This is a genomic window from Streptomyces sp. NBC_01261 (assembly GCF_036226385.1).
Taxonomy (GTDB): domain Bacteria; phylum Actinomycetota; class Actinomycetes; order Streptomycetales; family Streptomycetaceae; genus Streptomyces.
Window position 1 is genome coordinate 3324362 of the sequence record NZ_CP108463.1, and the last position, 14210, is coordinate 3338571.

7 protein-coding genes are annotated in these 14210 nt (G+C 72.5%); 4 read left to right on the plus strand and 3 right to left on the minus strand.

What is annotated here, in order from left to right; all coding sequences use genetic code 11:
* Positions 1-106: 106 nt before the first annotated feature.
* On the minus strand, positions 107-1330 hold the full coding sequence (locus OG226_RS14240) for an arginine deiminase (RefSeq protein WP_328677622.1): 1224 nt from the start codon (positions 1328-1330) through the stop codon (positions 107-109).
* 186 nt (positions 1331-1516) lie between these two features.
* Here OG226_RS14240 and OG226_RS14245 point away from each other — a divergent pair, with 186 nt between their 5' ends.
* Both OG226_RS14245 and OG226_RS14250 read left to right on the plus strand, forming a co-directional pair.
* Positions 1517-2563 carry an SPFH domain-containing protein gene (locus OG226_RS14245; protein WP_329349154.1) on the plus strand — a complete coding sequence of 349 codons (1047 nt, stop codon included), beginning with the start codon at positions 1517-1519 and terminating at the stop codon, positions 2561-2563.
* Complete coding sequence (locus tag OG226_RS14250) at positions 2560-3459, plus strand: hypothetical protein (protein ID WP_328677624.1); 900 nt, start codon at positions 2560-2562, stop codon at positions 3457-3459. The genes OG226_RS14245 and OG226_RS14250 overlap by 4 nt, the downstream gene beginning before the upstream one ends.
* Before the next feature lie 83 nt (positions 3460-3542).
* On the opposite strand, the gene OG226_RS14255 is transcribed toward OG226_RS14250, so the two are convergent.
* Complete coding sequence (locus OG226_RS14255; protein ID WP_329349155.1) at positions 3543-6098, minus strand: polynucleotide kinase-phosphatase; 2556 nt, start codon at positions 6096-6098, stop codon at positions 3543-3545.
* Positions 6095-7558, minus strand: a complete 1464-nt coding sequence (locus tag OG226_RS14260; RefSeq protein ID WP_329349156.1) for a 3' terminal RNA ribose 2'-O-methyltransferase Hen1 — start codon at positions 7556-7558, stop codon at positions 6095-6097. Before OG226_RS14260 ends, OG226_RS14255 begins: the two co-directional genes overlap by 4 nt.
* Positions 7559-7768: 210 nt before the next feature.
* On the opposite strand from OG226_RS14260, the gene OG226_RS14265 reads away from it, so the two are divergent.
* Both OG226_RS14265 and OG226_RS14270 read left to right on the plus strand, forming a co-directional pair.
* Positions 7769-11158, plus strand: coding sequence for an ABC transporter permease (locus OG226_RS14265; RefSeq protein WP_329349157.1), 3390 nt, complete (start codon positions 7769-7771; stop codon positions 11156-11158).
* 103 nt (positions 11159-11261) lie between these two features.
* A complete protein-coding gene (locus OG226_RS14270; protein WP_329349158.1) occupies positions 11262-14189 on the plus strand; it encodes a hypothetical protein in 2928 nt (975 codons plus the stop codon).
* The last annotated feature ends 21 nt before the right edge of the window (positions 14190-14210 follow it).

Sequence of the window (14210 nt, forward strand, 5' to 3'; positions counted from 1 at the left end):
GCTCCATCGGTGCGGGTACAGGTACGGATACAGGTACGGGTACAAGGTCTTTTGGAATTCTATACGACTCCTAGCATTTCTATACGGTAGTCCGATCCCTGGACGCCTACACGGCCTCCCGCTCGACCGGGCAGCTCATACAGCGCGGCCCGCCCCGGCCCCGGCCCAGTTCGCTGCCGGGGATCTCGATCACCTCGATGCCCTGCTTGCGCAGATACGTGTTGGTGGTGGCGTTCCGCTCGTAGGCGACGACGACGCCGGGCTCGACGGCCAGGACGTTGCAGCCGTCGTCCCACTGCTCGCGTGCGGCCGCGTGCACGTCCTGCGTGGCGGTCAGGACCCGGATCCCGTCCAGACCGAGGGCGGCGGCGATCGCGCGGTGCATGTGCTCCGGCGGATGGTCGGTGACCTTCAACTCCTTGTCGCCGACGCCCGGTTCGATCGTGTACGACCGGAGCATGCCGAGCCCCGCGTACTGGGTGAAGGTGTCGCCGTCGACCATCGTCATCACCGTGTCGAGGTGCATGAAGGCGCGCTGCTTGGGGATGTCGAGCGCCACGATCGTCTGCGCGGAGCCCTCGGCGAACAGCTTGTGCGCGAGCATCTCGACGGCCTGCGGGGTGGTCCGCTCGCTCATGCCGATGAGCACCGCGCCGTTCCCGATGACGAGTACGTCGCCGCCCTCGATGGTGGAGGGGTAGTCGGCCTGTCCCTCGGACCAGACGTGGAACTTCTCGGCGCGGAACAGCGGGTGGTGCCGGTAGATCGCCTCGAAGTGGACGGTCTCGCGCTGCCGGGCCGGCCAGCGCATGGCGTTGACGGAGACGCCGTCGTAGATCCAGGCGGAGGTGTCGCGGGTGAAGAGGTGGTTGGGGAGGGGGGCGAGGAGGAAGTCGTCGAGGTCCATGACGTGGAAGCGGACGGAGGTCGGCTCCGCGTGGGCTTCCAGGAACTCCCGCTTGGTCATGCCGCCGACGAGCGCCTCGGCCAGTTCGGGTGCGGGCAGGGCCTCGAAGGCGGCGCGGAGGTGGTCGGTGGCGAGGGGGCCGTACTCCTTCTCGTCGAAGACGCGGTCCAGGACGAGCGCGCGGGCCGCCGGGATCGCCAGGGACTCGGCGAGCAGGTCGCCGAAGAGGTGGACGGCGACGCCCCGGTCGCGCAGCACGTCCGCGAAGCCGTCGTGCTCGGCGCGCGCCCGGCGCACCCAGAGCACGTCGTCGAAGAGAAGGGCGTCCTTGTTGCTGGGAGTGAGCCTTTTGAGCTCCAGATCCGGCCGGTGCAGGATGACGCGGCGGAGCCGCCCGGTCTCGGAGTCGACATGGAGTGCCATGTCTCCATCCTGACCATCCGGGGCCGGGTTCACCCCCTTACTTCACATACCGCCACCGCTTCCCGTACCGCCACTTGTTTTCGTCCCCTTGACGACAAGTGGGTCGCACGATTATCGTCTTACTGACGAGATCAATGCGGGATCCGACGCGATCTCACGGGAACCGACGGAATCCGAGGGACTCTGATGGCCGACATCACCCGGCGCCTGGGCTGGCGCCACCTGCGCGGGGCTCCTACGGCGCACATCCGGCACCACCGCTCGGGCACGCTGCTGCACGACGGGCCCGGACTCAGCTTCTGGTTCCGCGCGTTGACCGCCGCGCTCTCCGAAGTGCCGGTCGACGACCGGGAGTTGGCCATGACCTTCCACGCCCGTACGTCCGACTTCCAGGACGTGGCGGTCCAGGCCACCGTCACCTACCGCATCAGCGACCCGGCCCTCGCCTCCGCCCGCCTCGACTTCTCCGTCGACCCGGACACCGGCGTGTGGCGCGGATCGCCCCTCGAACAACTCGGCACCCTGCTCACCGAGACGGCCCAGCAGCACGCGCTGGCCGTGCTCGCCCGGACACCCCTCGCATCCGCGCTGGTCGACGGCGTGACGGCGGCACGGGAGCGGATCGCGACCGGCCTCGGCGCCGAACCCCGCCTCCCGGCCACCGGCATCGAGGTGGTCGCCGTCCGCGTGATGGCCATCCGCCCCGAGCCCGAGGTGGAACGGGCACTGCGCACCCCGGCCCGCGAACAGATCCAGCAGGAGGCGGACAAGGCCACCTACGAACGCCGGGCCGTCGCCGTCGAGCGCGAGCGCGCGATCGCCGAGAACGAACTCGACAGCCAGATCGAACTCGCCCGCCGCGAGGAGCAGTTGGTCGACCAGCGCGGCACGAACACCCGCCGCGAGGCCGAGGAGCACGCGGCGGCTGACGGCGTACGGGCCGAGGCGGAGGCCACCCGTACGGTACGGCTGGCCGACGCCGAGGCGGCACGTTCCGTACGGCTGTCCCGTGCCGAGGCCGAGGGTGCGCGCGAAGTGGGTGACGCGCGGGCCCACGCCCAGTTGGCATGGCTGCGGGTGCACGCCGACGTCGACGTGGCGACCCTGCACGCGCTCACCGGGACCCGGCTCGCGGAGAACCTGCCGAACATCGACAGCGTGACGATCTCGCCGGACGTGCTGACGGGGCTGCTCAGCAGGCTCGGTGCCGGTGGCGGCGAGGCCGGCGCGTGAGTCTCGCGCCGCGGGCCGTCCTCGTCCACCGGACCACGGAGTACGAGGAGTTGGTCGCCCGGCACGGGACGCACGGCCAGGCCGCGTACTTCCTCCGGTCGCGGGGGCGGGACATCGAGGAGGTCGCCGAACGGCACCGCCGGACCCGCCGGGCGCTGGCCGAGGTGTCCTCGGCGATCCCCCTGACCTGGCGTCAGACCCAGGTCGAGCGGGCCGACTTGGACCGGTTCCTGTTCGCGCCGGAGGACGTGGTGCTGGTCGTCGGGCAGGACGGGCTGGTCGCGAACGTCGCCAAGTACCTCTCCGGGCAACCGGTGTTGGGCTTCGACACCGACCCCGGCCGCAACCCGGGCGTCCTGGTACGGCACCGCCCGTCGGCCGCGGCCACGCTGCTGCCCTCCGCGCACGCGGCGAGCACTGCTGTGGACGAACTGACCATGGTCGAGGCCGTCGCCGACGACACACAGCGACTGGTCGCGCTCAACGAGATCTATCTGGGAGCCGTCGGTCATCAGACGGCCCGATACCGCCTGGGTCTGGAGGGCGACGGGGGTGTCGTCGAGGCCCAGGCGTCCTCCGGGGTGCTCGTGGGAACGGGCACCGGGGCCACGGGGTGGCTCCGGTCGGTGTGGCAGGAGCGGGGCAGTTCCCTCGCCCTGCCGCACCCCTCGGAGGACCGGCTGGTGTGGTTCGTACGGGAGGCGTGGCCGTCGCCGGTGACGGGGACGTCGTTGGTCTCGGGCGAGCTGGTCGGGTCCGCGGTGCTCGAACTCACCGTGGAGTCGGAGGGGTTGGTCGTGTTCGGGGACGGGATGGAGGGGGATGCGCTGGAGTTGACGTGGGGGCAGGGGGTTCGGGTGGGGGTCTGTGAGGAACGGTTGCGCTTGCTGGGCTGACGGGTGGTGGGTGGGTGGCAAACGGGGGGCTGGGGCGAAGCCCCAGGGCGACCACCCTCACCCAGCCCACCCACCCGCACAGGTCACAACCGCGGATCCACCGGCTCCGACTCCAACGCCAGCACCCCGAACACCGCCTCGTGAACCCGCCACAACGGCTCCCCCTCGGCCAGCCGGTCCAGCGCCTCAAGACCGAGCGCGTACTCCCGGATCGCCAACGACCGCTTGTGGTTGAGGAACCGCCCCCGCAGCCGGGCGAGGTTGTCGGCACGGGTGTACTCCGGACCGTAGATGATCCGCAGGTACTCCCGCCCCCGGCACTTGATACCGGGCTGGACGAGTCGACCCGCCTCGCTGCGCACCACCGCCCCGACCGGCTTGACGACCATGCCCTCGCCACCGCGCCCGGTCATCTCCAGCCACCAGTCGACCCCGGCCTGTACCGACTCCGGGTCACCGGTGTCGACGTACAGCCGGCGCGTGGTCTGCAGCAGACCCGTACTGTCGTGCTCCACGAGCCGGTCCAGCAGGGCGAGTTGGTCGTCGTGCGGAAGTCCGGCGAGGCTGCGTCCCTGGACCGCGAGGAACTGGAACGGGGCGAGCCGGACACCGTCGAGGCCGGACGTGGTCCAGCAGTAACGACGGTACGCGTCGGTGAACGCCGAGGCGTCGGCGGCGCGTTCACGCTGCCGGGACAGCAGCGCGTCCACGTCGACACCCCGCCCCGCGGCACCCTCCAGCGCACCCAGCACACCCGGGAACACCGCACCGGCCGCGGCGCCGACCGCCGCGTACTGACCGCGCAGCAGCCCGGACGCCTTCAGCGACCACGGCATCAACTCCGCGTCCAGCAGCACCCAGTCAGTGTCCAGCTCCGCCCACAGGCCCGACTCGTCGAGCGCCGTCCGCAGCCGGCCCAGGATCTCCTCGGTGACCGCCGAATCGTCGAAGAAGGGACGGCCCGTACGCGTGTACAGCGACCCCGTCACGCCGTGCCCGCCGTCCACGCCGAACCGCTTCGCCGCCGCCTCCGCGTCCCGGCACACCAGTACCACCGCCCGCGAACCCATGTGCTTCTCCTCGCACACGACCCGCGCGACCCCCTCGTCGGCGTACTGCGCGAACGCCTCGGCCGGGTGCTCCAGATAGCCGTCGACGTGCGAGGTCGCCGTCGGGGCCATCGTGGGCGGGAGGTACGGCAGCAGGCGCGGGTCGACCGCGAAGCGGCTCATGACCTCCAGGGCCGCCGCCGCGTTCTCCTCGCGGACCGACACCCGGCCGGCGTGCCGGGTCTCCACCACCCGGCGGCCGTGCACGTCCGCCAGGTCGAGCGGGCGGCCGTCGTGGCCGCCGGGCGCCTCCGTGCGCAGCGGGCGGGTCGGCTCGTACCAGACCCGCTCGGCCGGTACGTCGACCAACTCCCGTTCCGGCCACCGCAGGGCGGTCAGTTTGCCGCCGAAGACGGCACCCGTGTCGAGGCAGATGGTGTTGTTGAGCCAGGTGGCCTCGGGGACCGGGGTGTGGCCGTAGACGACGGCCGCGCGCCCCCGGTAGTCCTCGGCCCACGGGTAGCGCACCGGCAGGCCGAACTCGTCGGTCTCGCCGGTGGTGTCGCCGTAGAGCGCGTGCGATCGGACCCGGCCCGAGGTGCGGCCGTGGTACTTCTCGGGCAGGCCGGCGTGGCAGACCACGAGCTTGCCGCCGTCGAGGACATAGTGGCTGACGAGTCCGTCGATGAACTCCCTCACCTGGGCGTGGAATTCCTCGGTCTCCTCCTCCATCTGCTCGACCGTCTCGGCCAGGCCGTGGGTGTGCTGGACCTTGCGGCCCTTGAGATAACGGCCGTACTTGTTCTCGTGGTTGCCCGGCACGCACAGCGCGTTGCCCGAGCCGACCATGGACATCACGCGGCGCAGCACACCGGGCGAGTCCGGGCCGCGGTCGACGAGGTCGCCGACGAAGACGGCCGTACGGCCCGCCGGGTGGACGCCGTCGTCGTAGCCCAACTTGCCGAGCAGGGTCTCCAGTTCGGCGGCGCAGCCGTGGATGTCGCCGATGATGTCGAAGGGGCCGGTGAGGTGGGTCAGGTCGTTGTAGCGCTTCTCGGTGACAACCGTGGCGTGGTCGATCTCCTCGACGCCCCGCAGCACGTGCACCTTGCGGAAGCCCTCACGCTCCAAACCCCTCAGGGAGCGCCGGAGTTCGCGGGTGTGGCGGGTGATGACGCGGCGCGGCATGTCGGCGCGGTCGACGCGGGAGGCGTTGCGCTCGGCGCACACCTCCTCCGGTACGTCGAGCACGATGGCGATGGGCAGCACGTCGAACTGCTTGGCCAGGTCGATCAGTTGGCGTCGGCTCTCCTGCTGGACGCTGGTCGCGTCGACGACCGTGCGACGGCCGGCGGCGAGGCGCTTGCCCGCGATGTAGTGCAGGACGTCGAAGGCGTCCCGGCTGGCGCCCTGGTCGTTCTCGTCGTCCGCGACCAGGCCCCGGCAGAAGTCGGAGGAGATGATCTCGGTGGGCTTGAAGTGCCGGTGCGCGAAGGTGGACTTGCCGGATCCTGAGGCGCCGATCAGCACCACGAGGGAGAGGTCGGTGACGGGCAGGGTACGTACCGTCGCGGGGGTCTCGTTCGTCATGCGGCCTTCTCCTCCTTCACGGAACTCACGCTGAACACGGCCATCTGGGTGGGCGGTCCCACCTCGGGGTCGTCGGGTCCGACCGGGACGAACTCGACGTCGTAGCCGTGCCGTTGGGCGACCTTCCCGGCCCACTCCCCGAACTCGGCGCGCGTCCACTCGAAGCGGTGGTCGCCGTGCCGGACGTGTCCGGCGGGGAGGGTCTCCCAGCGGACGTTGTACTCGACGTTCGGGGTGGTGACGACGACCGTCCTCGGGCGGGCGGCGCCGAACACCGCGTACTCCAGGGCCGGCAGCCGGGGCAGGTCGAGGTGCTCGACGACCTCGCTGAGCACGGCGGCGTCGTAGCCCTTGAGGCGGTTGTCGGTGTAGGCGAGCGAGCTCTGGAAGAGCTGGACGCGCGAGGCCTGCCGCTCCCCCATGCGGTCCAGCTTGAGGCGGCGGCTCGCGATGGTGAGCGCGCGCATCGACACGTCGGTGCCGACGATCTCCGTGAACCGGGTGTCCTTGAGCAGCGCCTGCACCAACTGGCCCTGCCCGCAGCCGAGATCGAGCACGCGGCCGGCGCCGGACGTCCTGAGCGCCTCGACGATCGCGTCCCGGCGCCGCACGGCGAGCGGTGTCGGCTTCTCCTCGGCCTCGGTCTCCGGCTCGACGGCGTTGTCGATCTCCTCGACCTCGCTGTCGTCGGCCTCGGCGAGCCGCACCAGTTCCAGCCGCTCCATGGCCTCCCGGGTGAGGGACCAACGGCGGGACAGATAGCGGCTGGTGATGAGCTTCTGCTCCGGGTGCGCGGGCAGCCAGCCCGCACCGGCGCGCAGCAGCTTGTCGACCTCGTCGGACGCCACCCAGTAGTGCTTGGCGTCGTCGAGCACGGGCAGCAGGACGTACAGGTGGCGCAGCGCCTCGGCGAGGGTCAGCGTCTCCGCTTCCAGTAGGAGGCTCACGTACCGCGAGTCGCCCCACTCGGGGAACTCTGCGTCCAGCGCGACCGGTTCGACGGTGACGGTCCAGCCTAGCGGCGCGAAGAGGCTCCGTACGAGATCGGGACCACCCCTAGCGGGCAGCGCGGGCACCTCGACGCGCAGCGGCAGCGGCTGCTCCGCGCGCTCGGGGCGGGCGTTGCACACACCCCGCATGGCGCTGGAGAAGACCGCGCTCAGGGCCACGGCGAGCAGCGAAGAGGCCGCGTACGGGCGGTCGTTGACGTACTGGGCGAGCGCCGCGTCGGGCGCGCCGCCGCGCCCCTTGCCCTTGCCGCGCCGGACCAGCGCCACCGCGTCGACCTCCAGCAACAGCGCCGCCGTGCACCGCCCGGGATCCGCCTCGGGGTAGAGGACGTACGCCTTGCCGTAGGACGTGGAGAACGCCTGCGCCTTGTCGGGATGCTTGTGCAGCAGGAAACCGAGGTCGGTGGCGGGGCGTTCGGGGGTGCCGGTGGTACTGATCGTCAGGAACACGGTGGGCCTGCCTCGTAACGTCTACTGGGCCTCTGAGCTGGGGAAGCGCGCCACCGCGGACCGCGGGGCGCCCGCCCAACGTACAGCGAACATCCCTGGCGTACTCAGGCATTTTCCCCGCGCGCTCCTCCACCGGGCAGCCATGACGATCAGCTTTTCTTGCGGCGTCGGGGCACGGCTGGTAGGACTGTGGCGCGCCGTCACCGTCACATGTTCGATTCTGCGGGGGTTCATGTGGTCGCCACGGCCTTTACGTCCTCGTCGCGGCGGCATCCGGACGCTCCGCGCCCAACTCGGCGGCAGATACCCGCAGTTGCCCGGCGCGCCTCGCAGCACGGGCTGGTGCTGGCCGCTGTCTCGGTGACCGTGTTGCTGTGTGCGACGGCGTTGGCCGCGCTCGCGGCGCTGGCCGGGAGTTCGGTGCAGGCCGGGGCCGTGCGGCGGCTGGCCGGGGATCTCGGTGCGCAGGTGAACGTCAACGCGGCCTATCGGGCCGGGGGGATGGCCGTCGCCGACCGGGACGTTCGGGCCGCCGCGGAGCGGGTGTTCGCCGGAGTGCCGCAGCGGACGTATGTGGGGCTGCTCGGTACGTCGCCGGTCTCGGTGACGGGGATCGACGGGGTCGTGGGGCCGCCGCGTGGTCCCGGGGGCAGCGGGTTGCATCCGGTCGCGGTCCAAGACGCGCGCGAGTTCGGGGAGTTGGTGGCCGGGCGGTGGCCCGCCGGTACGGGCGACGCCCCGGCCGGTGCCTTCACCTCGCTGCCCGATGTGCCCGTCGCCACCGGGTCCACCGCGCCGGTCGACACGGCGGTGCCCGACGCCCTGGCCAAACGCCTCGGTATCAGGCCCGGTTCGAGCCTTCGGGTGCGGGACGCCTTCAACCGCCCCATGACGCTGCGGGTCACCGGGGTCTTCCGGGCGACCGGTGCCGTCGGGTTCTGGCCCGCGATGGCCGGTGACCTGACCGAGGGCGAGACCGCCGACCAGGATCTGCTGGTGGTCTCGGCGGCGGCGCTCAACGGCAGCGCCGTCCTCAACGGCCATCTGACCGCCCACTGGAGCGTGCAGCCCGACCTCTCCCGGCTAGACGCGGACAGCCTCGCCGGACTGCGCGACCGGCTGCGCGCCTTCTCCGGCAGCCAGAGCGGGGTGTCGGTGTTCGGCGGACGGCAGCCGTCGCTGGACGACCTGACCGTGGCCTCCGGACTGCCGGGCGCGATCGACGACTTGACGGTCCCGACGGTCGCGGCCCGCTCCTCGCTGTGCCTGCCGAGCGTGCTGCTCGCGGCCCTCGCCCTGGCCACCCTGGTACTGGCCGCCCGCCAGCTGACCGAGCGCCGCCGCGAGGAACTCGCGCTCCAACAGGCCCGGGGCGCGGGCACGTTGAGGCTGCTGCGCGGCGCGACGGCCGAGTGGGCGCTCACCGGCGTACCGGCCGCCGCGCTCGCACCGTTCCTGGCCGGGCTGCTGCACCCCGGCACCCGGGGCACCGACGCGTGGGCGGCCGTGGGACTGACTCTGCTGGTGCACGCGGCGGCGGTGCTGCTGCCCGTGCTGCCGTCGGCGCGGTCGCGGCCGGCGCGCGGCGCGCGGGCCGCCGCCGCGCAACGGCTGGGTGCCGACCTGGCGTTGCTGGCCGTGGCGACCCTGGGGTACCTGGAGTTGCGGCGGCACCACTCGCTGATCGCCGACGTGGGCACCGGCAGCGCGTCCGCGGACCCGGTGCTGGTCCTCGTGCCGACGCTGGTGGCGGGCGCCGCCGCACTGCTGTTGCTACGGCTGCTGCCGCTGACGTCGCTGTTGCTGGACGCGTTCGGGCGTCGTAGCCGGGGGCTCGTACTGGCCCTGGCCGGTTGGCAGTTGAGCCGGCGGGCCGCCCGCAACGCGGGGCCGGTCGTGCTGATGTGTCTGGCCGTGTCGGTGAGCGCCTTCGCCACCACCGCGCTGGCCTGTCTGGGCGGACTGGCCTCCGAGGAGGCCGCGTTCACCGTCGGCGCGGATGTGCGGATCGACCCGTCGGCGGACGACGGTTACCCCTCCGCGGTCCTGGCCTCCGCCTATCGGGCGCTGCCGGGGGTGACCGGCGTGACACCGGTGACACGGTCGACGGTGAACCTGCCCGGCGGCGCCACCGAGGACCTGGTCGGCACGATCGGCGGGCCCGCTCCCCGCACTCCGTCGCCGGTCGTCCCCGGCATACGGCTCCCCGGCCGGCCGGCCGCGCTGCTGCTGGACGAGCGGCTGCGCGGCGACGGCAGCCGGGTGGCGCCGAGCCTGGAACTGACCGTGCAGGACGCGTCCGGCCTGGTCAGCGTCGTGTCGGCGCGACTGCCCACCGCCGACGGGGCCAGACGTACGGTCGTGGTCCCGCTGGGTGTGGCGCTGAGCGGGGGCCATCCGCGGGCGTATCCGCTGACGGTGACCGCGGTCAGTGTCCTGCCGCAGCCGAATGTCCCTCCTGCGCGGCTGGACCTGGACGTGATGCGGGTGGGAGCGCGCGGCAGCGCGGGCAGTTCGGACACTGCGGACACCTGGGTCTCCCAACTGCCGGGTGGGCAGGCCTGGTTCGACGGTACGGACCATGCCGCCGACTCCACCGAGGGTGCGTGCAAGGGGAAGTTGACCGACACCTACAACCCCGGTATGCCCGGGGTGTGCGCGATCACGCCGGGCGGACCGGCCGTGCTCCGGACCACGGTCAGCACCGGCATCCGCCCCTCCCAGGCGACCTCGGACGCCTTCGGCGGGCTGTCCGCCGGCGACTACGCCACCCAACCCGGCAGCCAGGTAAGGCTCGTGGCGGGCCCGGCGGGCGGTCCGGCACCGCTTCCGGTACGCGCCGACGCCTCGACGCTGCGCGCCGCCCGGCTGCACCTGGGCAGCACCACGACACTCGACCTGGGCGGCGGCCGGATCACCGCCAAGATCGTGGGCCGCGTGGACTCACCGCCCGGACTGGGCCGCGGCCAGGGCCACTTGATCGCCGACCAGCGCCAACTCGCCACCGCGCTCACCCTGTCCGGTGCGGACCGGCAGGACCCCGCGTTCTGGTGGCTGAACAGCACCGACAGCGCGCGTACGGCCGCTGCCGCCGAGGCGCAGCCCGCGCTGGGCAGCGTCACGACCACGGCACGCACCGCCGCGTCCCTGCGGGCGGACCCCTTCCGCGCCGGCCTGCGCCGGGTGCTGGAACTGGTCCGGTACCTGGCCCCCGGTTTCGCGGTCATCGCCTTCACCGTCCACGCGGTGGTCTCCACCAGGCAGCGCCGCAAGGAGTTCGCCCTCCTCCGCGCGATCGGTGTCCGCGCCACCAGCCTGTCCGCGTTGCTGGGCGCCGAGCAGGTGGGGTTGGCGTTGTTCGCTGTGGTGCCGGGGGCGTTGATGGGGATGGCGCTGGCGTCGGCGGTACTGCCGCTGGTCACGGTGGACGACACCGGAGAGGCCCCGTATCCGCCACTGCCGCAGGTCGTTCCCTGGGGCACGGTGGCGTTGACGGCGGTGGCAACCGCGTTGGCCATCAGTGTGGTCGTGCTGGGGCTGGCACGGTTGTTGGCTCGGGTGGATCTGGTGCGGGTGTTGCGGGCGGGGGAGGACCGTTGAGCCGGGGACCCGATCGGAGAGACCGGCCGATGACCCAACTCGTGGACGCGGAAGCAGTGTTGACGCGACCCATGGGACCGAGCACGACAGGAATGGGCAGACGGTGACCCGAACCATGGACACGGACGCGGCGGTGGCACGACCCGTGCAGCAGGGCCCGGCGGTCACCCGGCGTCTGATCCGCAAGGAGACCCGTGGTGACCTGCCGATGTTGGTCTGCCTGGCGGTACTCGTCCTGGTGCTGACGGCGTTGTGTGCCTGGGCCCCTGCCCTCGCGGGGCGCCAGGAGGACCGGGCGCTGCGGCAACGCGTCGATGCCGCGCAGGTCCAAGCCCCGCTCATCAGCCTGAGCACCACGCCGGAGATCTTCAACACCTCACCGCCCACCGTGGACATGGCCGTCCTGCTCGCCGCCGGCCGCACCCTCACCCACCCGCTCAGCGGCGCCGCCGCGCGGTACCTGTCCTTCACCGGCGGCGGCAGCTACGACTACGACCCGGCGTCCCTGCTCTCACCCCGCCCGCCGGGCCCGGCGAACACCAGCGCCCAACTGACGGCCAGTTACCTGCCGTCCGCGCGGACCCACCTCCGCTATGTCAGCGGTCACGCGCCCGCCGACCACACACCGCTGGCCACTACACCCCAGATCGCCCTGTCGCAGGCCACAGCGCGGGCGCTGGGCGTCCGGACCGGCAGCCGGCTGAGCCTGGAGTTCGCCAAGACGCCGGGGGCACAAACCTCCGCGCCACAAGCGGAGTTGGTGGTCAGCGGCGTCTACCGCACCACGGCCAGCACCGACGACTTCTGGACCGGCCGCGAGACCCTGGACCAGCCCTCGCGCTACCCGGCGGAACGCTCCACCGGCACCGTGCTCGCCGTCCGCGGCCTCGTCGGTCGCGATGCCGCCGACCTGTTGGCCGGTGCCGGGGTGGGCGGCCCCCGGGTGACCTGGCAGTTGCGCGCCGACCTGTCCGGGGCCGCGCTCGACCGGGCCCGCGCACTGACCGGCCCGCTGTCCCACTTCAGCGCGGACCTGAGCGCCGCGCTGTGCCAGGGCAGCGACTGGGTCACCGGTGACATCAGTTGCCAGGTCGGCGGCCAGTCCACCCAGTCCCTGCTGGTGACCGACTCCCTGACCCCGCTCCTCACCACGTTCACGGCCCAGGACCGACAGGCCCGAGCGCTCGCGACGTACGCCGTCGACGCGCTCGCCGGGGTCGCGCTGGCCACCGTCGCCGTAGCGGTACGACTGCTGCTGCGCCGGCGCCGGCCACACCTGCGGTTGCAGCGCGCACGGGGCGCGTCCACCGCCCGGCTGGTGCTGCTGCGCTGCGCCGTGGCCTGGCCGGTGGTAGTGGTCGCCGCGCTGCTCGGCTGGGCGACCGGCCGGACCCTCGCCCCCACCGGCACGTCCGGCTCACCGCAACCGTTGCCCGCCGCCCTCGTCACCGCCGTGGTGCTGCTGACGGTGCCTCTGATGACCTGGCTGGCGGTCCGTGAACCCCGCCGCCCCGGCCGACTCCGCCGCACCCGCCGCAGAACCGCCGTGGGCCGACGCGTGGTCCTGGAACTGACAGTCCTGCTCGCGACGGCGGCGGGCGTGACCGCGCTCCGCTCACAGGGCCCCGACGGAATCCTGGGCGCGGTACCGGTACTGGTGGCACTGTCCGTCGTACTGATCCTGCTGCGCGTCTACCCGCTCGTACTCCGCCTGGTGCTACGGCAGAGCCGCCGCGGCCGGGGCGTGGTGGGCTTCGTCGGCGCGGCCCGGGCCGCCCATGACGCCCCGGCGACCGGACTGGCCCTGTTCGTCCTGGTGTTGACCCTGGGCACGGCGGTGTTCGGGGGCCTGGTGCAACGTACGGTCGACGATGGGCTGTCCACCGGGGCGGCGTGGACCACTGGCGCGGACGCGAGCGCAACCGTGGCGGGGACCGTGACACCGGCCGGGACGGCGGGGGGTGCGGGTGGGGCCGTAACTCCCCCCGCAACCAAGGCCGTTGCCCCGGCGACCGGCGCCCCCACCGGCATCCGAACCGCCCTCCAGCACCTACGCACCCTCGACCTCGCGGGACAGACCGACGGCGCGGTGATCTCCCAGGTCGCCGTCATCACCGTGGACCCCCGCCAACTCACCGCCATCGCCCCGAAATCACCGCTGGCCGCCGCCCTCCTCTCCGGCCTGGCCACCCCGCCGGGAACCCGGACCAGCGCAAGCACCCCGCTGCCGTCCTTCCTCTCCCCCGGCCTCCGGGGGAGCGAGCACACCGGCGGCTTCACCACCACCGTCGTGACCCAGGGGAAACCGCCGGTGAACCTGACCCTCAAGCCGGTCGGCACCCTCACCACCGCGGAACTGCGCGACCCCCTCCTCGGCCCGATCACGGCGCGGATCCCCGCCGGGACGCCGCTGCTGATCACCACCGCCTCCGCCGAACACCTGCTGCCCCAACAGGCTTCCGGCAGCACGATCTTGCTCCTCAAGGGCAACGGACCCGCCGCCCCCAGCCCTGCGGCACTGCGTTCGGCGGCAGCCAAAGCGCTCGGGCCGTTGGCCCGGATCGGCGTGCGCACCGAGGCGCTGAGCACCCTGCGCGCGGACGGACTGACGCAGGGCCTCGGCACGGTCTACACGACCAGTTCGATCCTGGCCGCGCTGTCCGGCCTGCTCGCGCTCGCCCTGGAGCTGACCCTCACCTCCCACGAACGCAGCCGCACCACCTCGTTCCTGCGCACACTCGGACTCGGCGGCAAGGAGGCCGGGGCGATCCACTTCCTGCAACTACTACCCCTGGCGCTGGCCTCAGCGGTGGGCGGCACACTGCTCGGCCTGCTCGAACCGCGCCTGCTGGCAGGGACGTTGGACCTACGACAGTTCACCGGCGGCCCGGCCCAGCCGGCCCTGCACACCGACTACTCACTGACCCTGGCCCTCGTCGCCGGCGTGACCGCACTGATCCTGGCCGCCGCGGCGACCGAGACGGTCCTCGCCCGCAGGCGCCGCCTGGGAGCCGTGCTTCGGCTGACCTGAACACTCCCTGGGGGAAAGCCG